Source organism: Melioribacteraceae bacterium, from assembly GCA_035362835.1.
In the GTDB taxonomy this organism is placed as follows: Bacteria; Bacteroidota; Ignavibacteria; order Ignavibacteriales; family Melioribacteraceae; genus DSXH01.
On record DAOSDY010000002.1, the window covers coordinates 275,984 to 298,718 of the forward strand.

The following is a 22,735-nucleotide window of genomic DNA, read 5'->3' on the forward strand; positions in this document are numbered from 1 at the left end:
ATGAAAAAAAATAAGATTCTCTGGGTAGATGATGAAATCGATTTGCTTCGCGCTCATATCATCTTTCTTAATGAAAAAGGGTATGATGTTCAAACAGTTACTAACGGTGAAGACGCAATTAACAAAGTAAGAAATGAACAATTCGACCTGATATTCCTAGACGAAATGATGCCCGGCATAGGCGGACTTGAAACTCTATCCCGCATAAAAGAAATCTCATCAAATCTCCCGGTTGTTATGATTACAAAAAATGAAGCCGAGTCTTTGATGAATGATGCTATCGGAAGTAAAATAAGCGATTACCTTATTAAACCCGTCGTCCCGTCTCAGGTTCTTCTTGTCTGCAAAAAAATTCTTGAAAGCAAAAAAATATCCGTTGAATATGCCGCAAAAGATTATCTGAACGACTTCAATGAAATCTCCCGCCGGCTTCTGATGAATCCAGATTTTAACGACTGGATTGAAATTTATCTGAAGCTTGTAAGCTGGGATATGGAACTGGATACGCACCCCGAGATAAATCTGCGCCAGACTCTAAGCGAACAGCGGAAGGAATGCAATCAGGAATTCTCGAAGTATGTTGAAAAAGAGTATAAGAACTGGGTTAATACCAATGATAAAGATTCTGCGCCTCTTCTTACACCCGGTATAACAGAGAAATATGTTTTGCCACATCTTGCCAAATCCGGCGGACCGCTTTTTTACATTGTAATCGATTGCCTCCGTCTCGATCAATGGCTACTAATGGAAAAACACCTGATTGATCTTTTTACGATTCAGAAAGAATATTATTACTCAATACTTCCGACAGCGACACCGTATTCAAGAAATGCTCTATTTGCAGGGCTTTATCCGTCCGAGATTGAAAAGCATTACCCAGATTTGTGGAGTTCGACGGAGGATGACGAAAACAGCATGAACAAGTACGAGAAGGATCTTTTGCAGCTCCTTCTCAACCGTAAAAAAATTCAACTCAACAATGAAATGAAGTATGTTAAAATAATTGATCCGGAAGTTGGAAGATCATTTGAACAGAATATCCTATCGTATAAGAAGACTCATTTCCTGGCGGTCGTCGTAAATTTTCTCGATATGATCGCACACGGCAGATCCGATTCACAGATTCTAAAAGAAATTGCTCCGGATGAATCTGCTTTCCGTTCTCTTACTAACAGCTGGTTCCAGCATTCTTATCTCCTCAATACTTTCAGAACAATAGCTTCCATTCCGAAAGCGAAGGTGATAGTAACGACTGATCACGGAAGCATAAGGGCTATGAGAGGTGCTAAAGTATTGGGGGACAGGGAGGCGTCATCAAATCTCAGATTTAAATTCGGACGGAATTTAAAGGTTGATGACAAGAACGCAATCTTTATTAAACAGCCGGCTGATTATAAATTGCCCAAACACAGCGTTGCGATTAGTTATATAATTGCAAAAGAGGATTATTATTTCGTCTATCCGACCGATTATCATAAGTACCTGAGTTATTACAAGGACAGTTTTCAGCATGGCGGAATTTCGATGGAGGAGATGATATTGCCTGTGATTACAATGGAGAGTAAAGTGTGATTATACTTCCGTTCAGCCGGATAGTTGAGAGTGAATCTGAGACCGAAGAAATCGCCGCCGGATTTTCTGAAATGATTTCGGAAGGGGATCTCGTTCTGCTTAACGGCGACCTCGGAAGCGGTAAAACTTTTTTTGTAAAATGCCTCTGTTCTAATTATGGTATTCAAAATGTAACCAGTCCAAGCTTTGCTATTGTTAACGAGTATTCGGGATTAAAAAAAATATTTCATTTCGATTTTTACAGAATAAAAAAACTGAACGAGTTGTACGATATCGGTATTGAGGATTATCTTAAAGATGATAAAGCAATAGCGCTGATTGAATGGGCCGAATTATGGAACGAAATAATACCTAATAAACACTACGAAGTAAGAATTGAAATGTTTAACGAACAGAAACGTAAAATATCGATCACAAAACAATGAAGACTAATTTCCCGATTCTGGGTATCGAAACTTCCGGAGAACTTTGCAGCGTTGCCCTGATGGTTAACGATTCGGAATATTATGAAGTTAATATTCTGAAAAAGCATATCCATTCCAGGAAATTAATTGATATGATCGATTCGGTTTTAAAAGAATCAGGGACTGATATCAAAAAAATCTCGTCTATCGCAGTATCTATGGGGCCGGGTTCATTCACTGGATTAAGAATCGGTCTAACAGCTGCCAAAGGTCTGGCATTCGGTTCGCAGCTGCCTGTCATTCCGGTATCTACATTCAATGCAATGGCAGTTGTAATATCGGGATTCTTAAAACCGGAAACTGAATTTGCGGTAATGCGTAATGCCAGTATTGAGGATCTCTACTTCTCTGAATTTGTGTCGGAAGGAATATCATTCCGTACTTTAAAAGAGACCTGTCTGGTAAACAAAAAAGATCTCGAACAATTATTGTCGGGAAAAGATTTGATTTTTGGGGATTTGACAGAAAATTTTCCGGTTAAAAGATTCCGCGGTCCGGAAGCGGTTGATATTTGCAGATACGCTTATTTATTTGGGAAGGATTTATTAACTTTTGACTACGATTATCTGGAACCATATTATTTGAAACAATTTATTGCCAGGGTTAAAAAATGAAACGGCTATCTATATTTTTTCTGTTTTTATTAACAGCTAATATTAATGCTCAGTCGAATTCACCAAAGATTGTTTCCCTTAAACCGGAACACAATTTCGGGGAAATTCTGGAAGGTCAGGTTGTAAGTCATACCTTTGAGATTCAGAATGCAGGCGGGGCGGATTTAAAAATCGACAAGGTGCAGGCTTCCTGCGGATGCACTGCGGTGCAGCCGGCTAAAAAAATTCTTAAGCCGGGTGAAAAAACAACTATTAAAGTTGAATTCGATTCGAGTGACCGGATGGGTATTCAGCAGAAATATGTTTATGTATTCTCCAATGATCCGATTACTCCTCAGCTCAGACTTGCATTTTCGGCACTAATTGTTGAAAAAATTGCGAATCCGACCGGCAAGGTTCCGAAGATGAAACTGGATAAAAATCAGATAGATTTCGGCAACGTTGAAGAGGGGAAAATCGTTCTGGCAAAAGTTCTTTTCCAGAATAACGGAAGCGGTGTTCTTACAATCAATGATATAAAATCGACCTGCGATTGTGCTGCCGCTTTATTAAGCAGTAAAAAACTGGAACCCGGAGAAACCGGTACATTACGGATTGAACTGGATACGGCTAATCGTTCTGGCAAGCTTACCAGAACAATTACATTGTTAACCAATGATCCTTCCGAACCCCGGCAGGTAATCACCTTATTTGCTAACATAGAAAAGAAAAAAACATAATGGGCTGGTTTAAAAGGAAAAAAGAAAATATATCGCCGGACAGTAAAAAATCAGATATTCCGGATGGGCAGTGGGCTAAGTGTGAGGATTGCAGTGAAATTATTCACAACAAACAGCTTGAAGTAAATTCGTGGGTCTGTCCTAAGTGTAATTATCATTTCAGAATTGGAAGCGATCAGTATATTTCATTCCTTTTTGATAAAGGTTCATTTAAAGAATATGATAAAAAGATGAAATCGGGTGATCCCCTTGAATTTACTGATACAAAAAAATATTCAGAAAGAATTAATCTTACAATAAAGAAATCCGGTTTGAACGATGCTGTGAAAACAGGAACCGGGAAAATTGAGAATAAAAAGGTTGCTTTTGCGTGTATGGATTTCGGATTTATCGGCGGCAGTATGGGATCGGTAGTAGGAGAGAAGATTGCAAGAATTATTGACGTGGCTTATCAGGATAAATGCCCTCTGATAATTATCAGTCAGAGCGGCGGCGCCAGAATGATGGAGGGAGCTTTTTCGTTGATGCAAATGGCTAAGACGAGCGCGCGCCTGGCAAGACTGGCAGATGCAAAAATTCCTTTCATCTCCATTCTTACAGATCCTACAACAGGAGGAGTTACAGCCAGTTATTCGATGCTGGGCGATGTTATCATAGCCGAACCGAAAGCATTGATCGGATTTGCCGGTCCAAGAGTTATCAAACAAACAATCGGTAAAGACCTTCCGCAAGGATTTCAGAGATCCGAGTTTCTGCTCGAAAACGGTTTTGTCGATTTTATTGTGAATAGAAAACAGATGAGGGAGAAAGTCTCTCAACTTATAGAATATTTGACCTGATCAGATCCTTAATTTCCTTGCCAGATTTGACAGAACGTCCAGAGCGTAATTCACCTCTTCAATTGTATTTTCATTCGAGAAAGAGAATCTGATCGTTCCTTTAGCATCAGCTTCGGATTTCCCGCTCGCTAATATTACATGAGAAGGCTTCAATGTACCTGAAGTACAGGCAGCGCCGTTTGATGCGGCAACACCGTTAATATCCAGAAACATCAGTATCGCTTCCGCATCAATTCTGTAATAACCGGCACTGAATGTGATGCTTAAAATATAGGGATGAGCATCTTCGCCCCCGTTCAGAATTATTCCGTCTTTGTCGATGTTGGAAAGACCCTTAATAAACTCGCTTCTAATTCCGGTTACATGTTCAAAATTCTGTTTCATTTCATTTTGAGCTAATCGCACAGCTTCGGCAAATCCAAGAATTGACGCAACATTCTCCGTCCCACCTCTTCTATTCCTTTCCTGCGAACCACCTGTAATTAATGGAGTAATCGGAGTACCGCTTTTTATATATGTGAAGCCGGCTCCTTTAGGTCCGTATATTTTGTGTGAAGAAGCTGATAATGAATCAACTCCTAAGTTCCGGACATCAATAGGAATCTTTGCAAAGCTTTGGACGGCATCTGTATGAAAATACACATTTTCACTTTTGCATAAAGGGGACAGAGATTTAATATCGTTAATTGAACCGGATTCATTATTGATGTGTATTAATGAAACAAAAGAAGTTTTTTCGTCTAAACTTTTCTTAAGAGTTTCTAATTCAACTCTTGTTTCAGCATTAACTGGCAGGAAACAGGAATTAAGACCGTATGCGGATAATTTTTCAGCAGAGTCGATAATGCTATGATGATCGGCTTTAGAGACTATTAATTTGTTCCGTCGGCTTTCTTTTAATTCGGCAATCGGAATCCCATAAATCACAAAATTGTTAGATTCGGTTCCGCCGCTTGTAAAATAGATTTCACTGGAATCGGCACCAATAAAATTCGCAATCGTTTCTCTTGCATCTTCAATTAATACCCGGGCTCTCCTCCCGAATGAATGCGCCGAAGAGGGATTCCCGAAATCTTCAGCGAGGTTTTTTTTTATAATCTCTATAACTCTGGGATGCGGTCTTGTAGTGGCGGCGTTGTCAAAATATACATTCATTAATTGTTCAACCTTTCCCGTTACCTCAGACTTACATCGCCGAAATGAATCTTTTCCAACTTATCGGCAACCTTCAAAATTAGAAATCCATCTTCGTCTATATCATTAAATATTCCGGTTCGGATTTTATCCTCTTCAATTATCTTGATCCGCTCGCCGATAAGTTTGCATCTGTTGCGCCAGTCATTAAGAATTTTTTCCGGGTCTTTTTTCCAGATGTCAACAATATCTTCAAACAGATTTAACACTTCGCTTAAAACCCTTTCTCTGCTTACTATCGATTTAAATTCTTTTCTAATTGAAGTCGGTTGTATATCAAATTTACCGGGGAAGTTAGGTTGATTTACGTTAATCCCGACTCCAACAACCACTTTATTTATCTTATTCCCCTTGGAAGTGGACTCAAGTAAAATTCCCGAGATTTTTTTCTTGTCCACCAGAACATCATTAGGCCATTTCAATTCAACATTTAACTGAAATAGATTTTCAAGAGCCTGAGCAACTGCCAGCGATGAACCGAGATTAATCAGATTTATCTTCTTCTCTTTAAAATCCTCTTTCAACAGTATTGAAAAAGTTAAATTCTGTCCGGAATTACTTATCCAAATTCTTTCTTTGCGTCCTCTCCCTTTTGTTTGATGTTCGGCCAATAATACTGTACCGTTCTGGCCGAATTCTTTGCTGGACAATAAGGTGGAGTTTGTTGATTCAACTTCGTCGCTGTAAATAAAATTCCTACCGATAAATTCGGTGTCTAGCTTAATATCAAATTCTTCAATATTGAACACGCTTTCCTCCGGTGCTTATGAATTTAAGTCGCTACATCTGCCAAAAATTCTACAATACATTGACATCCTGACAAAATTATATGTCTGCAAAATTTCTTTGTAAATCTTGGATGTCTCTAAGTTGTTATAATGTAATGAGTTAAATAAAATTAAATTTCTTGGCATAAGGATTGTAAAAGTTATAGAAAACATTCAAAAGTAAAAACAATATCAGGAGGTTAAAATGACACTTATCAAATTTGAACCATTAAGAGAATTCGAAAGTATTCACGACAGAATCCAGAGATACTTCGATGATTTCTCAAATTTCGGATTTCAATTTTCCGACAATTTTAATCCGAGAATAGATGTTTCAGAAGATGAGAAGACATACAACGTAATTGCTGAAATCCCCGGAATTAAAAAAGAGAATCTGAAAATCACATTACAAGATAACATTTTGACAATTGAAGGGGAAAAGAAAAAAGAAGAAGATTCAAAAGAAAAAAATTATTACAGATCCGAGAGAATTTTCGGAAGTTTTAAGAGATGTTTCACTCTGCCTTCGGAAGTTGATTCCGAAAAAGTGGATGCTAAGTTCGAAGACGGAGTTCTTAGTGTCAGTTTGAAAAAACTTGAACCGCAACCTAAGAAGGAAAAAGTAATTGAGCTGAAGTAAAAGCTTCAGCTCTTCTAAAAAATTTTCAACTTAATTAAAAGGATAAGCAAATGGGAAAGATTATAGGAATTGATTTAGGGACAACTAATTCTTGCGTTGCTGTTATGGAAGGTAATGAACCTGTTGTTATACCTAATTCCGAAGGTGGAAGAACCACTCCTTCTGTTGTTGCATTCACTAAGACCGGTGAACGTCTGGTTGGTCAACCCGCTAAAAGGCAGGCTGTTACCAATCCGCGTAATACGATTTTTTCTATCAAAAGATTCATGGGAAGAAGACTTGATGAAGTTGATACTGAAACAAAAGAAGTCCCTTATGAAGTGGTTGGCGGCGACAACGGATCCGCACGAGTTAAAATAACTGACCGTCTCTATTCTCCGCCGGAAATTTCCTCAATGGTTCTGCAGAAAATGAAAAAGACTGCTGAAGATTATCTCGGTCAGGAGATAACCGAAGCGGTTATTACTGTACCGGCCTATTTTAACGATGCTCAAAGGCAGGCGACAAAGGATGCCGGAGAAATTGCCGGATTGAAAGTAAAAAGGATTATTAACGAGCCAACAGCTGCAGCATTGGCTTACGGCCTGGATAAAAAACATAAGGATCAGATTGTTGCTGTCTATGATCTTGGCGGTGGAACATTCGATATCTCAATTTTACAGATTGGTGAAGGCGTCTTTGAAGTAAAGTCAACTAACGGTGATACACACCTTGGCGGCGATGATTTCGACCAGAGACTTATCGACTTTCTTGCCGACGAGTTTAAAAAACAGGAAGGCATTGATTTACGCAAAGACCCGATGGCACTTCAGAGATTGAAAGAAGCTGCTGAAAAAGCTAAGATCGAACTTTCGTCTTCCGTGCAGACAGATGTTAATCTGCCGTTTATTACAGCTACTCAGGACGGCCCGAAGCATCTTAATATTACATTAACGCGTTCAAAGTTTGAACAGCTTGTAGACGATCTTTTCCAGAGGACCGTCGGACCTTGCGAAAAAGCTATTAAAGATGCCGGCTTGTCTGCTTCTCAAATTGATGAAGTAATACTTGTAGGCGGTTCAACCAGAATCCCAAAGGTTCAGGAAATTGTAAAAAAGATCTTCGGTAAAGAGCCTCACAAAGGCGTTAATCCGGATGAGGTAGTTGCAGTAGGCGCTGCTATTCAGGGCGGTGTTCTTGCCGGCGACGTTAAAGATGTATTGCTTCTTGATGTAACTCCACTTTCGCTCGGTATAGAAACACTGGGAGGAGTAATGACAGTGCTGATTCAGTCCAACACTACAATTCCAACCAGGAAGAGCGAAGTCTTTTCCACAGCTTCAGATAATCAGCCTTCAGTGGAAATTCATATTCTTCAGGGTGAAAGACCGATGGCCGCAGATAACCGTACTCTCGGAAGATTTCACCTGGATGGACTTCCGCCAGCACCTCGCGGCATACCTCAGATCGAAGTATCATTCGATATCGATGCTAATGGAATTCTGAATGTGTTTGCGAAAGATAAAGCAACCAATAAAGAACAGAGTATTAGGATTACGTCTTCCAGCGGATTATCTAAAGATGAAGTGGAGAAAATGAAACAACAGGCAAAAGAACATGCTGCTGAAGACAAGAAAAAGAAAGAAGGCGTTGAAATAAGAAATAATGCAGATAATCTGGTTTTTCAAACTAAAAAACAGATTCAGGAACTTGGCGATAAAGTCCCGGCTGATGTCAAGAGCAGACTTGAAAACGAAATAACAAAAGTTGAAGATGCGCTGAAGACCAATGATTCCGATGCAATTAAATCGGCTACCGAAGGCTTAACAAAAGTCTGGAATGAAGTTGCACAGAATTTATACCAGCAGCAGGGCGATCCTGCAGGTCAGCAGCAAACTGCCGAGCAGCCGCAGGCTGAGAACCAGCAGCAATCTCAAAAGAAAGACGATAAAGAAGTGCAGGACGCTTCTTACGAAGTAGTAGACGATGACAAAAAGTAAGTTTCAACAAGTAAAAGGAGATAAACATGGTACAAAATAAAGAAGCAGTTGAAGTAAGACCCTCAAGAAGCTGGGATGAAGCTCTTGAAAGAGAATCGTGGATTGCCCCTTCGATCGATATATTCGAAACAGCAGACGATTATTTCTTAACGGCTTATCTTCCCGGCGTAACAAAAGAGAATGTTAAAATTAAACTTGAAGACGGTAATCTGGTTATTATGGGTCGTATTGATTTTGAAACTATGGTTAACCGCAAATACATTCTTAAAGAGATGGAAATCGGCAATTTCTATCGCAGGTTCAAAATCTCTGAGAGCATTGATGAATCTAAGGTAGACGCGAAGCTGGAAAACGGAATACTGAATGTAAAACTTCCGAAACATGAGCGGATTAAACCGAAGACTATCGAAATAAAGTAATTCACGATAAGGCCATAAAACTTAAAACCCCGACCAAAATCGGGGTTTTTTGTGGGCCCAGAAGGACTTGAACCTCCGACCCGCTGATTATGAGTCAGCTGCTCTAACCAACTGAGCTATGGGCCCTTAAAAGTGATGCAAAAATAGTGCTTTCAGTCTCCCGATGCAAATTTCCTGTAAAAACTTTATAAAACGACTGGGAATTTTTTTATCAATTGTTTTAATTATCCGTCTCAGTTATTAAATATTGCAATAATCCCTAAAAATAGATTATATTTGCACTCAATTTTGCCGGGGTGGCGGAATTGGTAGACGCACAGGACTTAAAATCCTGTGGGTGTTAACACCCGTGCCGGTTCGAGTCCGGCCCTCGGTACTTAATAATTATTCTGATAGGCGTAGATAAAATGACGCGTTAATTTTCGGGTTCTTAGCTCAGTTGGCTAGAGCGTCTGCTTGACGTGCAGAAGGTCATAGGTTCGAATCCTATAGAACCCACAAACAATCGGAGGCTACTCCGTTTTTTTTTACTTCGATATTACATGGAAAATATAAAAATAACATTACCCGACGGTTCAGTAAGAGAGTTCGAAAAAGGGATCAGTGCTTTTGAAATTGCACAGAAGATTTCTCAGAAACTTGCCGAAGATGCGCTGGTAGCTAAAGTTAATGGCGTTGTTAAGGATCTCACAACACGAATTTACTGTGATTCCAACCTTCAAATCCTAACTTTCGATTCTTTAGAAGGGAAGGAAACTTACTGGCACTCTACTTCGCATCTGATGGCTCATGCGATTCAGTCGATCTATCCCGAAGCTAAATTCGGCGTAGGACCTGCAATCGACGCAGGATTCTATTATGATATCGATATTAATTCGATCCTGACTGATGAAGATTTGATCAAGATCGAAAATAAAATGCTTGAAATTACAAAAGAGAAGAATCCGTTTAAGAGAACTGAACTCAGTAAAGCAGATGCAGTAAAGTTTTTTAAGAATAAAGGTGATAATTATAAACTCGAGATTCTAAGCGAACTGGACGATCAGAACGAAATTATAAGCATTTACGATGAAGGTGAATTCACCGATCTTTGCACCGGTCCGCATATACCGGACGTGGGCAGAATCAAATATTTGAAACTTCTCAACGTTTCCGGCTCCTACTGGCGCGGTGACGAAAAGAATAAAAGAATGCAGAGAATCTACGGAATCTCTTTCCCCAAGAAAAAGATGCTGGATGATTATCTACTCTTTCTGGAGGAAGCTAAGAAGAGAGATCACCGCAAACTCGGAAAGCAACTCGACCTTTTCAGCATTCATGAAGAAGCCGGTGCCGGATTGATTTACTGGCATCCTAAAGGTGCAAGAATTAGAAATACTGTTGAGACTTTCTGGCGGAAGGAACATCTTGATAACGGTTACGATCTTCTCTATTCCCCTCACATGGGAAAAAGCTGGCTCTGGGAAACCAGTGGCCACCTCGGTTTCTACAAGGAGAGTATGTATTCGCCGATGAATATTGATGAACAGGATTATTATGTTAAACCGATGAATTGCCCGTTCCACATAATGATTTACAAATCAAAACTTTACTCTTACAGAGATCTTCCTTTGAGATGGGCAGAACTCGGTACTGTTTACCGTTATGAAAAGAGCGGGGTTCTTCACGGACTCTTGCGGGTCCGCGGTTTTACTCAGGATGATGCTCATATCTTCTGTACTAGAGAACAGATTGAGGATGAAGTAATTGAAGTACTGCGGTTCTCCAGAAGTATTCTGCTAGCATTCGGATTTACAGATTTAAAATTTTTCATTGCTACGAAGCCTGAAGGTTCAGTAGGTGACGATAGTCTCTGGCAGACTGCTACAAATTCTCTAAAGAATGCTCTGGCAAGGGAAAATGTTGAATACGAAATTGATGAAGGCGGCGGAGCTTTTTACGGCCCCAAAATCGATATTAAAATAAAAGATGCTCTTGGACGCGAGTGGCAGTTGAGTACAATCCAATTTGATTTTAACCTTCCTCAAAGATTCGAAATGAAATATATTGGCGAGGACGGCAAAGAACATCAGCCTTATATGGTTCATCGTGCTCTGCTCGGTTCAATCGAAAGGTTTATGGGAATCTTGATAGAACATTATGGCGGCGCATTCCCAACCTGGCTCGCACCGGTTCAGGTTGCAGTAATACCCGTATCTCAAAACTATTTTGATTATGCAAAGAAAGTAACCGATTCATTGTCAGCTGAAGGAATAATTGTAGAATTTGATCAAAGAAACGAAAAGATCGGTTATAAAATCAGAGATTGGGAAACACAAAAAGTCCCGTATATGCTTATTGTTGGTGAAAAGGAAAAAGAATCAGGCACAGTATCGGTAAGACAGCATAAAGTCGGAGATAAAGGAAGTATTCCGCTGGATGAGTTTAAAACTCAAATAATCCATGAAATAAAGGACAGGATTAATCACAATTAAGGAGGTATTCTATTACTCAAGTTAAATTCAGAGTCAATCAGGAAATCAGAATTCCTGAAGTAAGGCTCATCGACGCAAACGGAGAACAATTAGGTGTAGTATCGGTTAAAGAAGCACTTAAGAGGGCGGAAGAAGCCGGTATGGACCTTGTTGAAATTGCCCCGCAGGCAACTCCTCCTGTTTGTAAAATAATTGACTTTGGTAAGTTTGCTTACGAACAGCAGAAAAGAGAAAAACTTCAAAAGAAAAAACAGCAGGTTAGTGTATTAAAGGAAATACGGCTTCATCCTAACACAGATACACATGATTTCGATTTTAAAGCCAGACACGCTCTTAATTTTATTGAAGAGGGGAATAAAGTAAAAGTATCGGTTATCTTTAAAGGAAGAGAATTAGCCTATACGGAACTTGGTGAAGCTCTATTAAGAAAATTTATTGAACGTCTGGATGACGTAGCAAAAGTTGAGCAGGATCCAAAATTTGAAGGTAGAGCGATGCATGCTATTCTTGCACCGCAAAAAGGTAAAAAGAAAAAATAGATAGGTGTTATAATGCCCAAAATGAAAAGTAACCGCGGAGCCGCTAAATCATTTAGAAAAACCGGTTCTGGGAAAGTAAAACGCAATAAAGCTTTTAAATCACACATACTCACTTCTAAATCGACTAAAAGAAAAAGAGGATTGAGAAAATCGATTCTCGTCTCGGCTGCCGATGAGAAGAGAGTAAAAAGAATGCTACAATAAACGGAGAAAAGTAAAATATGCCACGCTCAGTCAATCATGTTGCGTCGAAAGCACGGCGCAAAAAACTACTTAAAAAAGCCAAAGGCTACTGGGGTGCCCGCAGTAAAGTTCTTACTGTCGCTAAACATCATGTTGAAAAAGGCCTTGTTCATGCTTACAGGGATCGTAAGCTGAAAAAAAGAAATTACCGTTCACTTTGGATTATCAGAATAAATGCAGCTGCTAGAGAACACGGTATCAATTACTCCAAATTAGTCCATGCCTTGGATGAAAAAGGAGTATTAATAAATCGCAAACTTCTTGCTAATATCGCCGTCGAGAATCCTCAGGCGTTTGCTGATGTAGTGAAATTTGCAATGAATTAATAATCTCCCTCTTGTATTTATTATTAATATGAATACAAGAGGGCTTTTTTTAAACTCTCGGGATATTATATGTTATCAAAAATTTCCGAAACCCGAAAAAATTTCGACCAGGACCTCTCCGCCGTTAAAGATCTTAAATCCCTCGAAGAACTTCGTATTAAATACCTGAGCAGAAAAGGTTTTGTTACTCAATTGTTCGAAGACTTCAAGAATGTCTCCCGCGATGAGAAAAAAACGGTTGGGCAATCCCTTAATGAATTAAAAATTTATACTCAGAATCACTTCGATTCATTAAAAGAACGGTTCGAAAAAGAATCCAAATTATCCTCCGGTTCTGAAATCGATATTTCTCTACCCGGCAGAATGACACAGCTCGGAAGCAGACATCTTATTACTCAGACGATGGATGAAGTAAAAGAGATTTTTAAAGGTCTTGGCTTTTCAGTTTACGAAGGTCCTGAACTGGAATCCGACTACAATAACTTCGGAGCCTTGAATTTTCCGGATGATCACCCTGCACGCGATATGCAGGACACATTCTTTATTAACAGGAATTTCCTTTTGCGTACTCATACATCCCCGGTTCAAATCCGGTTGATGCAGGAAAAGAAACCTCCAATTCGTGCTTTAATGCCAGGTAAGGTTTTTAGAAATGAGGCGATAAGCGCAAAAAGTTATTGCCTGTTTCATCAGATTGAAGGATTGGTTGTCGATACCGATATTACATTTGCCGAACTGAAAGGGACTCTTGTCGGATTTATCAAACAATTTTTCGGTCAGGATGTCAAATACCGTTTCAGAGCAAGCTTTTTCCCGTTTACCGAACCGAGTGCAGAAATGGATATCTGGTGGCAGCCGAAAGGGAAGGAAGGCAGATGGCTTGAGATTCTCGGCTGCGGAATGGTTGACCCTAATGTACTTGTCAACGTTGGCATCGATCCGGAAAAATATATCGGTTATGCTTTCGGTATGGGAATCGAAAGACCTGCTATGCGTAAATACGGAATCGATGATATCAGAATTCTGTTTGACAGCGACATCCGTTTCTTAAAGCAATTTTAAAAAGGTTTCTTATGAAAATTTCTCTTAAATGGTTGAGTGATTACGTCGATCTCACCGATATCTCGATTGATGAAATTGTCCATAAAGTCTCTACTGCCGGCCTCGAAGTAGAAGAGGTTATTGATCAGTCAGCATTGTTCAAAAACATGGTTGTCGGGTATGTTAAAGAGGCAAAAAAACACCCTAACGCCGATAAGCTCTCTTTATGCGTGGTGACCGACGGACAAAATGATTTTAATGTAGTATGCGGTGCGCCTAATGTTGCCGCTGGCCAAAAAATTCCTTTTGCTATGGTGGGTGCGGTAATTCCATCCAATGGACTGAAACTTGAAAAAGTTAAAATCCGTGGTGAGATCTCAATGGGTATGATCTGTTCCGAGAAAGAACTTGGCATAAGTGATAATCACGAAGGAATTATGGTTCTGGATCCGCAGTTGAATACGGGAGAAGAACTTGCCGCTGCACTCGGCATGGATGATATTGTAATTGATGTTGCAATCACACCTAACAGAGCCGATGCGTTAAGTCATATCGGATTTGCAAGAGACATTGCCGCCATTTTCGGTAGGAAATTTAACTACCCCTCATTTGAATTAGTCGAATGCACTGAAAAATCTGATGCAACCGCAGAAGTGGAAATTATTGATTCTGCTAATTGTCCGAGGTATGTTGGCAAAGTTGTTAAAGGTGTAACTATTAAAGAATCGCCTGAATGGCTCAAAAGAAAATTAAAAAGTATCGGACTGCGGCCGATCAACAATGTAGTAGATGTTACGAATTTTGTGCTTTACGAAGTTGGCCAGCCATTGCATGCATTTGATCTTGACAATCTCTCAGGAAAAAAAATTGTAGTCAAATCAGCAGTTGAAGGGGAAAAATTTATTACGCTCGATTCAAAAGAGAGAATTCTTTCATCAGCTGATTTGATGATTTGCGATACAGCTAGAAATGTGGCAATTGCCGGTGTTATGGGAGGCGAAAACTCCGAAGTAACTTCCGGTACTAAGAACATTCTAATCGAAAGTGCTTTTTTTAATCCTTCCTCAATCAGGAAGACTGCAAAGAGATTGGGGCTCTCCACCGATGCATCTTTCAGATTTGAAAGAGGAACGGATTACAATATTGTAATCTGGGCTGCGCAGCGGGCGGCACAACTTATTAAAGAAGTAGCGGGAGGAGAGATTCTAAGCGGTCATATCGATGCTTACCCGAAAACTATAGATTCACGGTCCGCTAATATTCGTTTTGCCAGAATAAATAAGATTCTAGGTTATTCTGTGCCTGAAGAGGAAGTTATTAAAATCCTCGGTAGTCTCGGATTTGAAATCAAAACGCAGAACAATGAATCACTGAATGTTCAAATTCCGGCATACAGACATGATATTGAAAGAGAAGTGGATCTTATTGAAGAAGTAGCAAGAATCTACGGATATGATAAAATTCCGGATGTCGTGAGTATTTCTGTTCCGCTTGAAACTAAAGTAGACCAGTCAGCTTTTAATGGAAGATTAAGGAATATCGCTACATCTCTCGGATTTTTTGAAATCATGTCCAACTCGCTTCTGAGTTGTGATATTGCTGAAAGATTCGGAAAGCCGATAAAAATGCTGAATCCGCAGAATAGTGAGATGTCTCATCTTCGTCCGTCGCTTTTACCTGGCATGCTCCAGGCCGTTTCTAATAATCTGAAAGTGTTCGAGAAAAATCTGAAGTTTTTTGAGATTGGCAAAGTTTTCGAAAGAAAGCATGATGATGAAATAATTAGTTTTGATGATTTTACCGAATCGGATCAGCTTATTTTCGGTTTAACCGGGCATTCGGTTCAGGCTGAATGGTTCGAAAAAGATAAACTCTTTGATCTCTATGATTTAAAAGGATTAGTTGAGAGTTTTATAACCAGATTATTTCCGCAAGTTAGTTACTCAATCGTTATTGAGGACTCTGTTTTCTTTGAATCGTCATTTTCTGTCTATATGAATAAAATAAAAATCGGTTCCGGCGGTAAAGTGAAAAGTGATTATTCAGGGTCATTCGATTTGAACCAGGATCTTTTTACATTCGTCTTTGATATTGATCTGTTGAAAACGATAAATGAACCTGATAAAAGATTTACCGAACTCTTGAAGTTTCCTAAGGTTTATAGAGATGTGGCTTTCATTTTAGACAGGACTGTAAGGTCTGATAAAGTTGCAGAAAATATTCAGCAAGCCGGCTCTAACTTGTTGCATCAGATAAAGTTATTTGATATCTTTCAAAGCGACAGTTTAGGTGAGGGTAAAAAATCACTTGCATTTCAGTTGGAGTTCTACGATTCATCAAGAACTCTGAAGGAAGATGAAGTCGAAAAAGATTTGCGCAATATTATTAAATCTGTCGAAAAAACATTTAGTGCACAATTAAGAGGTGCATAGTTGGGTGAAGGCTCTAAATACGATCTCTTTTATGAAGAGTTAAATGCTCTCGAAAAGCAGATCTATTATTTTATTCAAAAAGGTTCAGAGCTAATGGAGGCAAATCAAGCTTTGAACAATAGAATTAATCAACTCGAAAAAGAAAATGAAATTTTAAAAAAGAAGATTTCTGAAATCGAATTAAAAGTCAGCAAAACATTGTTTAATGAAGAGAACCTGTTCGGTTCGGACACAATTAAATTGGAGGAAAGAGAAGCACTAAAGAGTAAAATCGGCGAATTGATAGCAAAAATTGACTATCATTTGCGTTCTTAATTTGATGTTTGATGATGGAATAGACATAAAATGAGTGAAAAAAAGAAGCTAAAAGTAAAAATATTTGACAAGGAATATTCTTTACTTGTTGAGAATCAGGAGATTGCTGCTGAATTGGCTGAGTATGTTAATACAATTATGGAAGAAACCAGACTAGAATTACCGGATCAACCTAAAGATACAATTGCGATTATTGCTGCACTTAATATAGCCTACGATCTTTTTGTAGAAAAAAATAAATATCGTGAATTCAGCATTCAGGCAACCGACAAAATCAAAAAAATAAAGCTTCTTTTAAACGAATCCAAATTTGTGTCGAACCCATCATAATTTTCCCGCTCCGTCGGCTTGAGTATAAAAAAGAACTAACAATAAAATACCTAAGGGTTATTGACTCACGACGTGTATTACAGGCCTCACTCCCTTGCGGAGATTCCGAATATATCGGGACAGTGGAAGTAAAAAGCGTCGGGCAATTTCCCGCATTGTATAGGAAAAGGTTCTTTTCCTATGCAAAGGTCGGCGGCTGCGGTTATATATAAATTTTCGTTTAATGGAGGACTAATGCAGTTGGATTTGATTATGGTATTGATCATTGCTGCCGTCACAGCAATTATATCTTTTGTTTTGGGATGGTTAATTAATTCCAAAATCGGAAAGAACAACATTTCTAATGCTAAAGAAAAAGCTCAAAAATTAATTGAAGAAGCTGAAAAAGAAGCTAAACACCTTAAAAGAGAAAAACTCCTCGAAGTAAAGGATGAATGGCTTAAAAAGAAACAGGAATTTGATAACGAAGTTAATTCAAAGAAACAAAAACTTCAGAATCATGAAAAACAACTCGAATCAAGAGAAGAAAACCTTGAAAAGAAGTACGATCTTGTAAATCAAAAAGAAAAAAGTAACAAAGATCTTGAAAAGTTAATCCTTACTCAGAAAAATGAAGTTGATAGAAAGAGCCAGGAACTTGACAGATTAATTGCAGAACAGAATATCCGTCTTGAAAAGACAGCCGGATTAACTTCCGATGAAGCTAAAAAGATGCTTATGGAAAATATGATAAGCAAAGCTAAATCGGATGCTGCACAGTCGATTAAAGAAATCCGAGACCAGGCTAAAATTGACGCTAAGAAAGAAGCCCAGCGTATTACAATTCAGGCTATCCAGAGAACGGCTGTGGATCACTCGGTGGAATCGACTGTCTCTGTTGTCCAGATCCAGAATGATGAAATGAAAGGCAGGATTATCGGCCGCGAAGGACGAAACATCCGTGCTTTCGAAGCAGCTACCGGCGTCGATGTAATTGTTGATGATACACCCGAAGCGGTTATTCTCTCGGCTTTCGATCAGTTCCGGCGCGAAGTCGCACGTATCTCTCTCGAAAGGCTTATTGCCGACGGCCGTATTCATCCGGCAAGAATTGAAGAGGTCGTTGCCAAAGTTCAGGAGGAACTCGACGAGGAGATTCAGAAAGAAGGGGAAAATACACTTATACAGCTCGGATTGCACGGCGTTCATAATGAACTGGTAAAACATATCGGTAAAATGAAATACAGAAGCAGCTACGGACAGAACCTGCTGCAGCACAGTATTGAAGTTGCATACCTGACCGGTATTATGGCTGCCGAACTCGGTTTCGATACGACAATTGCAAAAAAAGCAGGACTTATGCATGATATCGGAAAGACGATTGATAAGGACGTCGAAGGACCGCATGCACTCCTCGGTTATGAATTGACAAAGAAATACAGTGAACATCCTATAGTTGTTAATGCTGTCGGAAGCCATCACGAAGATATTGAAATGGAACACCCGATTTCAGCGCTGGTTCAGGCCGCCGATGCTATCAGCGGTGCCCGCCCCGGAGCAAGAAGAGAACCTCTCGAAAGTTATGTGAAGAGACTCGAAAACCTTGAGAACCTTGCTAAATCGTTTGAAGGTGTTGCGAAGACCTATGCTATTCAAGCCGGCCGTGAAGTAAGAGTGGTTGTTGAACCGGATAAAATTGATGATGTGGTTGCAGATCGCCTGTCATATGAAATCGCTCAGAAGATTCAGGAAGAGATGGAATACCCTGGCCAGATTAAAGTTATGGTTATTCGTGAGGTTAGAAAGATTCAATACGCTAAGTAATTCTGAAATAATATTTTAGTTGAAACCCCGGTTAATTACTGCCGGGGTTTTTTATTTTAAAACAGATTCCGCTGAAATATTTAATCCCTATATTTAATCGTCAATAATTGACAGTTTTAATCAAATGAAGAAAAGTCTTTTCGGCTGTTTACTTATTTTTCTTATTTCCCCTCAAATCAGTCTCTTGGCTCAGATGAAAGAACCGGATAGTATCGATGTGTACCTTGTAAAAGAGAACTGGCATACAGGTATCATGTTCAGGATTGATGATTACACTTCCGGACTTTTACCCGCCCTCAAATATTTTAAGGATTACCAGTATATCGATATCGGTTGGGGTGATGCCGATTTTTACCAGATCCCCGGATTCGATCTGTTCCTTGCTGCAAAGGCAATTCTGATACCTACTCCGACTGTTATGCGGTTTGACGGTTACAAATTCCCGATAGAAAAAATTATAGAGTGGCGTGAGTTTGCCCTTAAGTTTGAATTACCAAAGGAAAGATTCCTCCTTCTGATTAATTACATTCAAGAACATTTGATTTTGGATGAGAAAGGTGAAACAATAATTTCCAAGCATGATATTGATTCTCCGGTCTATTTCTTCAAATCAAAAGGGGAGTATCATCTATTCAGGACGTGCAACACCTGGGCGGCTCAAGCATTAAAATCGACCGGAATTGATGTGGATACATTCGGACTTATTACAGCAGGCCAGTTGTATTCCAGGTTTGCAGAATATGCGAAAGTATTAAAGAGATATGATTGAGGCGCCGGTCGGAAAAAAGCTTTAGTATATTACTATCAAAAATTAATTTCCAAGATTATGAATTAAATTATCTTCATGGAAGATTTTACCAATATAACTTATCCGTTCTCGTAATTCATTTCGAAGGTTACCATTTGTTTTTCTAGATTTGTCGTTGGTGTTGATAATCTCTGTTCTTATTTCTTCAAAAGAAATCAAACTTGAAATAATAAAACATGCAAAAAGCTTCTGCATTCCCCTTCCTGCAATAAAACCTAATACATTAATCGAGCCTTTATTATACTTCGAAAATATTTCTAACAAGCAATCTTTATCCTCCTTACTTGGATTCAAAGTTGAATTTGGGTGATTGTGAACTAATAATAAATTATTCACTCCTTCTTTATTCAATCTTTCTGTTAATTCGATACTTGATAAAGAAGTTTGAATTGACTTATTATCATGACCTTTTTCCATCCAAAATCCATGGACAGATTTCATATCCCCTATTCCAATTATTAACCATTCGTGCTTTTTACCCTTTAATATCCCAGCACTCCACGAAGGAAATAAACCTATATCTATATCACATTCATAATATTTTAATTTCGAACCGAATCTTTTTTTTGTTTCTGCATCAATGCTAAAACTATACTCATCAAGTTTTATCCTTTCTGCAAATATTCTCAGTCTTCTTTTTCTTGCAAGATTAGTGATTTCAGATTCTGTTAAAGGTGCAGTGTCTTCGAAATAGCTCTTTAGGAGGTAAAACAAGAAAATCAGGATTAAAATACCTAATGCTAGTAATCCTTCTTCGGCATTTGACATGGAGAGAATTTTTTTGATTTGAGGCGCCGGTCGGATTCGAACCGACGAATAAAGGTTTTGCAGACCTTCCCCTTAAGCCACTTGGGTACAGCGCCATAATCATAAAAATAAAAATCCACCTAAGTGGATTTTGAGCGGGAAACGGGACTCGAACCCGCGACATCAACCTTGGCAAGGTTGCGCTCTACCAACTGAGCTATTCCCGCATGTCAGAATTTCAAATGTTTCAAAATTTGCGCCCTAAATATAACACCATTAACCTTTCATTTCAAATATCTTGTCTATTTTTTCTAGACCCTGGAACCGTGAACAAATCCTCTGTAAGGACGGGATTGCTGAACCGTTATAAATGCTCTTTTATCAACCGATTCCACAATTTTCATTATTGCTTTCTGGTGTTTTCTTTTAGCTATTACTATAAGAATTGAAACGCCTCCGCTTCCTCCTTCGGCCGGTAATATCGTTACACCGAATTTTGAACTTCTTAATTTGTTGGCGATGTCATCAGTATGATGCAGCGATACAATATTAACCTGAGCATATCCCAACGCCACATGCTGTTCTAAAGAGATTCCCATTATATTACCCAATGCGAATCCTACAGCATAACCGATCAGATTTATTGTGTGATCCATGTGCTGAACGATGTAACGCATCGCAAAAATCCAGATAAGAACTTCAAAGAAACCCGCCATTGCGGCCAGATACTTTCTTCCCTGAACCACAAGGATTGTCCGGAAAGTGCCGAGTGTCACATCTGCAACTCTCATCAGCATAATTATTAATGCGCCTAAAATTATTTCAAAACTCATAATTCTTATTTAAACCCTGAAAAATTTTTTATCTTAACGCAGCAAATTTAATACTTTAGGAACAATGTACGAAACCGAACGCAAAGATTTAGTTGAACAATTAAAAAGAAAAGGAATTTCTAATCAGTCTGTTCTGGATGCCTTTATGAATGTGGAAAGACATCTCTTTGTACCTGACATTATGAAACAGCATGCCTACGAGGATGTTGCTCTCCCGATCGGTTACGGACAGACGATTTCCCAGCCCTATACTGTTGCATTTATGACTCAATCAATGAATCCTCAGCCGGGACATAAAATTCTGGAAATCGGAACCGGTTCTGGTTACCAGGCGGCTATCCTTCTTAAGATGGGCGCACGAGTCTTTACTATCGAGAGAAACGATAAGCTATATAACAGTGCTCTCAAAACTTTTGATAATCTGGGATTGCGGATTGCCGCAAGATGCAGCGACGGTTCAATCGGCTGGGATGAATTCTCGCCTTACGACGGAATAATTGTTACTGCCGGAAGTCCTGGAGTTCCTAAAAACCTTCTGAGACAACTTGCCGTAAATGGTAAAATGGTTATTCCGGTTGGCGACAGGTCGGTTCAGACTCTTAAAATAATTACAAAGACTGCCGAAGAAGAATTTACTACTAATGAAGTTCCTTATTTTGCTTTTGTTCCTTTAGTCGGACGAGAGGGATGGAAAGAAAAGTAATTCTGATTGTCGGACCTACCTGTTCCGGCAAAACCCGGGTTTCAGTAGACCTGGCAAAAAGAATTTCATCCGAAATCATTTCTGCCGATAGCCGTCAGATTTATAAACACCTGAATATCGGAACCGCTAAACCGGATTCAGCAGAACTCGCTTCGGTAAAGCATCACCTGATCGATTTCCTCGAACCTGAACAGGATTATAACGTAAGCAGATTTGAAAACGATTCTCTCCGTATTATTAATGAAATTCTTTCGAAAGGAAAAATACCGGTCGTTGTTGGCGGTTCCGGACTTTATATCCATGCGCTTGTCGACGGAATCTTTAACGAAGTTGATACTGATGAAGAATTCCGGCTGGAATTAAAAGAGAAGCGGGAGAAATTCGGAAACAATTATTTATACGATGAGCTTGAGAAAATCGATCCTGTAAGCGCATCAAAAATGCTTTCACAGAATTGGAAGCGTGTAATGCGCTCTCTTGAAGTAATTCATCTAACAGGTAAACCGATCTGGCAGCTTCAAAAGGATTATAAGCGGGAAACTGATATAAATTTTGTTCAGTTCGGTCTCGATTGGCACCGCGCGGATTTATATAATAACATCAATTCCCGTGTTGATAGAATGATTGAAATCGGATTAGTAGAAGAAACAAGAAAAATTTTGGATAGTGGAATCCCCAGAACTGCCAACTCTCTTAATACTGTCGGCTATAAAGAAATTATCTCCTTTCTGGAAAATGAAATTACACTCGATAGAGCGGTTGAATTGATTAAGCGGAATACCCGCCGCTATGCTAAGCGGCAAATGACCTGGTTCCGGAAGGATTCAAGAATTAAATGGATTAGAATTGAATCTAATGAAGATCTTCTTAATGTACCGGAGATAATAATCCGTCAAATTTCCAATCTTAATTAAGTTTTCCTATCTTGCCTTAG

Annotated in this window: 24 protein-coding genes and 5 tRNA genes; 22 read left to right on the forward strand and 7 right to left on the reverse strand. The window is 39.1% G+C overall.

What is annotated here, in order from left to right; genetic code table 11:
- From PLZ15_08305 to accD, 5 genes are read left to right on the forward strand one after another with little or no spacing between them, the layout of a single operon-like run.
- A complete protein-coding gene (locus PLZ15_08305; protein ID HOI29752.1) occupies positions 1–1,572 on the forward strand; it encodes a bifunctional response regulator/alkaline phosphatase family protein in 1,572 nt (523 codons plus the stop codon).
- A complete protein-coding gene (gene tsaE, locus PLZ15_08310; GenBank protein HOI29753.1) occupies positions 1,569–1,997 on the forward strand; it encodes a tRNA (adenosine(37)-N6)-threonylcarbamoyltransferase complex ATPase subunit type 1 TsaE in 429 nt (142 codons plus the stop codon). Before PLZ15_08305 ends, tsaE begins: the two co-directional genes overlap by 4 nt.
- Positions 1,994–2,650 carry a tRNA (adenosine(37)-N6)-threonylcarbamoyltransferase complex dimerization subunit type 1 TsaB gene (tsaB, locus tag PLZ15_08315; GenBank protein HOI29754.1) on the forward strand — a complete coding sequence of 219 codons (657 nt, stop codon included), beginning with the start codon at positions 1,994–1,996 and terminating at the stop codon, positions 2,648–2,650. The genes tsaE and tsaB overlap by 4 nt, the downstream gene beginning before the upstream one ends.
- Positions 2,647–3,369: a DUF1573 domain-containing protein gene (locus tag PLZ15_08320; protein HOI29755.1), complete on the forward strand. Its 723-nt coding sequence runs from the start codon at positions 2,647–2,649 to the stop codon at positions 3,367–3,369. The genes tsaB and PLZ15_08320 overlap by 4 nt, the downstream gene beginning before the upstream one ends.
- Complete coding sequence (gene accD / locus PLZ15_08325) at positions 3,369–4,208, forward strand: acetyl-CoA carboxylase, carboxyltransferase subunit beta (GenBank protein ID HOI29756.1); 840 nt, start codon at positions 3,369–3,371, stop codon at positions 4,206–4,208. Before PLZ15_08320 ends, accD begins: the two co-directional genes overlap by 1 nt.
- Here accD and PLZ15_08330 read toward each other — a convergent pair whose 3' ends face one another.
- On the reverse strand, positions 4,209–5,363 hold the full coding sequence (locus PLZ15_08330; GenBank protein HOI29757.1) for a cysteine desulfurase family protein: 1,155 nt from the start codon (positions 5,361–5,363) through the stop codon (positions 4,209–4,211).
- Between the two features lie 20 nt (positions 5,364–5,383).
- Positions 5,384–6,151, reverse strand: a complete 768-nt coding sequence (locus tag PLZ15_08335; protein ID HOI29758.1) for a biotin--[acetyl-CoA-carboxylase] ligase — start codon at positions 6,149–6,151, stop codon at positions 5,384–5,386.
- 223 nt (positions 6,152–6,374) lie between these two features.
- Here PLZ15_08335 and PLZ15_08340 point away from each other — a divergent pair, with 223 nt between their 5' ends.
- From PLZ15_08340 to PLZ15_08350, 3 genes are read left to right on the forward strand one after another with little or no spacing between them, the layout of a single operon-like run.
- A complete protein-coding gene (locus PLZ15_08340; protein ID HOI29759.1) occupies positions 6,375–6,809 on the forward strand; it encodes an Hsp20/alpha crystallin family protein in 435 nt (144 codons plus the stop codon).
- Between the two features lie 50 nt (positions 6,810–6,859).
- Entirely contained in the window at positions 6,860–8,788 is a 1,929-nt protein-coding gene (gene dnaK, locus PLZ15_08345; protein ID HOI29760.1) for a molecular chaperone DnaK, read from the forward strand.
- Positions 8,789–8,814: 26 nt separating this feature from the next.
- Entirely contained in the window at positions 8,815–9,207 is a 393-nt protein-coding gene (locus PLZ15_08350) for an Hsp20/alpha crystallin family protein (protein ID HOI29761.1), read from the forward strand.
- A 52-nt stretch (positions 9,208–9,259) separates the two neighbouring features.
- Here the strand turns inward: PLZ15_08350 and PLZ15_08355 are convergent.
- A tRNA-Ile gene (locus PLZ15_08355) sits at positions 9,260–9,333 on the reverse strand.
- A gap of 164 nt (positions 9,334–9,497) precedes the next feature.
- Here PLZ15_08355 and PLZ15_08360 point away from each other — a divergent pair.
- The 12 genes from PLZ15_08360 to PLZ15_08415 all read left to right on the forward strand — a co-directional run bounded on the left by PLZ15_08360 (position 9,498) and on the right by PLZ15_08415 (position 19,479).
- Positions 9,498–9,583 (forward strand) — tRNA-Leu (locus PLZ15_08360).
- Between the two features lie 48 nt (positions 9,584–9,631).
- Positions 9,632–9,705, forward strand: a tRNA-Val gene (locus PLZ15_08365).
- Between the two features lie 44 nt (positions 9,706–9,749).
- Positions 9,750–11,681, forward strand: a complete 1,932-nt coding sequence (gene thrS, locus PLZ15_08370) for a threonine--tRNA ligase (protein HOI29762.1) — start codon at positions 9,750–9,752, stop codon at positions 11,679–11,681.
- An 11-nt stretch (positions 11,682–11,692) separates the two neighbouring features.
- Positions 11,693–12,220: a translation initiation factor IF-3 gene (infC, locus tag PLZ15_08375; GenBank protein HOI29763.1), complete on the forward strand. Its 528-nt coding sequence runs from the start codon at positions 11,693–11,695 to the stop codon at positions 12,218–12,220.
- Between the two features lie 12 nt (positions 12,221–12,232).
- The gene (gene rpmI / locus PLZ15_08380; protein ID HOI29764.1) at positions 12,233–12,424 is read left to right on the forward strand and encodes a 50S ribosomal protein L35; all 192 of its coding nucleotides are present in this window, start codon (positions 12,233–12,235) and stop codon (positions 12,422–12,424) included.
- A gap of 17 nt (positions 12,425–12,441) precedes the next feature.
- Positions 12,442–12,789, forward strand: coding sequence for a 50S ribosomal protein L20 (gene rplT / locus PLZ15_08385; protein HOI29765.1), 348 nt, complete (start codon positions 12,442–12,444; stop codon positions 12,787–12,789).
- Positions 12,790–12,858: 69 nt separating this feature from the next.
- Positions 12,859–13,851, forward strand: a complete 993-nt coding sequence (locus tag PLZ15_08390; GenBank protein HOI29766.1) for a phenylalanine--tRNA ligase subunit alpha — start codon at positions 12,859–12,861, stop codon at positions 13,849–13,851.
- Between the two features lie 11 nt (positions 13,852–13,862).
- On the forward strand, positions 13,863–16,262 hold the full coding sequence (gene pheT, locus PLZ15_08395; GenBank protein ID HOI29767.1) for a phenylalanine--tRNA ligase subunit beta: 2,400 nt from the start codon (positions 13,863–13,865) through the stop codon (positions 16,260–16,262).
- Complete coding sequence (locus PLZ15_08400) at positions 16,263–16,577, forward strand: hypothetical protein (protein HOI29768.1); 315 nt, start codon at positions 16,263–16,265, stop codon at positions 16,575–16,577.
- A 30-nt stretch (positions 16,578–16,607) separates the two neighbouring features.
- Positions 16,608–16,907, forward strand: coding sequence for a cell division protein ZapA (zapA, locus tag PLZ15_08405; GenBank protein ID HOI29769.1), 300 nt, complete (start codon positions 16,608–16,610; stop codon positions 16,905–16,907).
- Between the two features lie 234 nt (positions 16,908–17,141).
- Positions 17,142–18,710, forward strand: a complete 1,569-nt coding sequence (gene rny, locus PLZ15_08410) for a ribonuclease Y (protein HOI29770.1) — start codon at positions 17,142–17,144, stop codon at positions 18,708–18,710.
- Positions 18,711–18,834: 124 nt separating this feature from the next.
- The gene (locus PLZ15_08415; protein HOI29771.1) at positions 18,835–19,479 is read left to right on the forward strand and encodes a DUF2459 domain-containing protein; all 645 of its coding nucleotides are present in this window, start codon (positions 18,835–18,837) and stop codon (positions 19,477–19,479) included.
- Between the two features lie 42 nt (positions 19,480–19,521).
- Here the strand turns inward: PLZ15_08415 and PLZ15_08420 are convergent, their stop codons facing one another.
- From PLZ15_08420 to PLZ15_08435, 4 genes are all read right to left on the reverse strand, one after another.
- On the reverse strand, positions 19,522–20,286 hold the full coding sequence (locus tag PLZ15_08420; protein ID HOI29772.1) for a hypothetical protein: 765 nt from the start codon (positions 20,284–20,286) through the stop codon (positions 19,522–19,524).
- Positions 20,287–20,307: 21 nt separating this feature from the next.
- Positions 20,308–20,381 (reverse strand) — tRNA-Cys (locus PLZ15_08425).
- Between the two features lie 38 nt (positions 20,382–20,419).
- A tRNA-Gly gene (locus PLZ15_08430) sits at positions 20,420–20,492 on the reverse strand.
- Between the two features lie 84 nt (positions 20,493–20,576).
- A complete protein-coding gene (locus PLZ15_08435) occupies positions 20,577–21,098 on the reverse strand; it encodes a DUF5698 domain-containing protein (protein ID HOI29773.1) in 522 nt (173 codons plus the stop codon).
- 64 nt (positions 21,099–21,162) lie between these two features.
- Between PLZ15_08435 and PLZ15_08440 the strand changes: the two genes are divergently transcribed.
- Both PLZ15_08440 and miaA read left to right on the forward strand, forming a co-directional pair.
- Positions 21,163–21,801, forward strand: coding sequence for a protein-L-isoaspartate(D-aspartate) O-methyltransferase (locus tag PLZ15_08440; GenBank protein ID HOI29774.1), 639 nt, complete (start codon positions 21,163–21,165; stop codon positions 21,799–21,801).
- Positions 21,786–22,715, forward strand: coding sequence for a tRNA (adenosine(37)-N6)-dimethylallyltransferase MiaA (gene miaA, locus PLZ15_08445; GenBank protein ID HOI29775.1), 930 nt, complete (start codon positions 21,786–21,788; stop codon positions 22,713–22,715). The genes PLZ15_08440 and miaA overlap by 16 nt, the downstream gene beginning before the upstream one ends.
- Positions 22,716–22,735: the final 20 nt, after the last annotated feature.

Excerpts from the sequence above, each read along its gene's own strand:
- accD (HOI29756.1), top strand. The coding sequence starts at position 3,369 with ATGGGCTGGTTTAAAAGGAAAAAAGAAAATATATCGCCGGACAGTAAA.
- PLZ15_08330 (HOI29757.1), bottom strand. The coding sequence starts at position 5,363 with ATGAATGTATATTTTGACAACGCCGCCACTACAAGACCGCATCCCAGA.
- rplT (HOI29765.1), top strand. The coding sequence starts at position 12,442 with ATGCCACGCTCAGTCAATCATGTTGCGTCGAAAGCACGGCGCAAAAAA.
- PLZ15_08350 (HOI29761.1), top strand. The coding sequence starts at position 8,815 with ATGGTACAAAATAAAGAAGCAGTTGAAGTAAGACCCTCAAGAAGCTGG.
- rpmI (HOI29764.1), top strand. The coding sequence starts at position 12,233 with ATGCCCAAAATGAAAAGTAACCGCGGAGCCGCTAAATCATTTAGAAAA.
- zapA (HOI29769.1), top strand. The coding sequence starts at position 16,608 with ATGAGTGAAAAAAAGAAGCTAAAAGTAAAAATATTTGACAAGGAATAT.
- dnaK (HOI29760.1), top strand. The coding sequence starts at position 6,860 with ATGGGAAAGATTATAGGAATTGATTTAGGGACAACTAATTCTTGCGTT.
- tsaB (HOI29754.1), top strand. The coding sequence starts at position 1,994 with ATGAAGACTAATTTCCCGATTCTGGGTATCGAAACTTCCGGAGAACTT.
- pheT (HOI29767.1), top strand. The coding sequence starts at position 13,863 with ATGAAAATTTCTCTTAAATGGTTGAGTGATTACGTCGATCTCACCGAT.
- miaA (HOI29775.1), top strand. The coding sequence starts at position 21,786 with ATGGAAAGAAAAGTAATTCTGATTGTCGGACCTACCTGTTCCGGCAAA.
- PLZ15_08390 (HOI29766.1), top strand. The coding sequence starts at position 12,859 with ATGTTATCAAAAATTTCCGAAACCCGAAAAAATTTCGACCAGGACCTC.
- PLZ15_08340 (HOI29759.1), top strand. The coding sequence starts at position 6,375 with ATGACACTTATCAAATTTGAACCATTAAGAGAATTCGAAAGTATTCAC.
- PLZ15_08440 (HOI29774.1), top strand. The coding sequence starts at position 21,163 with ATGTACGAAACCGAACGCAAAGATTTAGTTGAACAATTAAAAAGAAAA.
- PLZ15_08435 (HOI29773.1), bottom strand. The coding sequence starts at position 21,098 with ATGAGTTTTGAAATAATTTTAGGCGCATTAATAATTATGCTGATGAGA.
- PLZ15_08305 (HOI29752.1), top strand. The coding sequence starts at position 1 with ATGAAAAAAAATAAGATTCTCTGGGTAGATGATGAAATCGATTTGCTT.
- thrS (HOI29762.1), top strand. The coding sequence starts at position 9,750 with ATGGAAAATATAAAAATAACATTACCCGACGGTTCAGTAAGAGAGTTC.
- PLZ15_08320 (HOI29755.1), top strand. The coding sequence starts at position 2,647 with ATGAAACGGCTATCTATATTTTTTCTGTTTTTATTAACAGCTAATATT.
- PLZ15_08420 (HOI29772.1), bottom strand. The coding sequence starts at position 20,286 with ATGTCAAATGCCGAAGAAGGATTACTAGCATTAGGTATTTTAATCCTG.
- PLZ15_08415 (HOI29771.1), top strand. The coding sequence starts at position 18,835 with ATGAAGAAAAGTCTTTTCGGCTGTTTACTTATTTTTCTTATTTCCCCT.
- rny (HOI29770.1), top strand. The coding sequence starts at position 17,142 with ATGCAGTTGGATTTGATTATGGTATTGATCATTGCTGCCGTCACAGCA.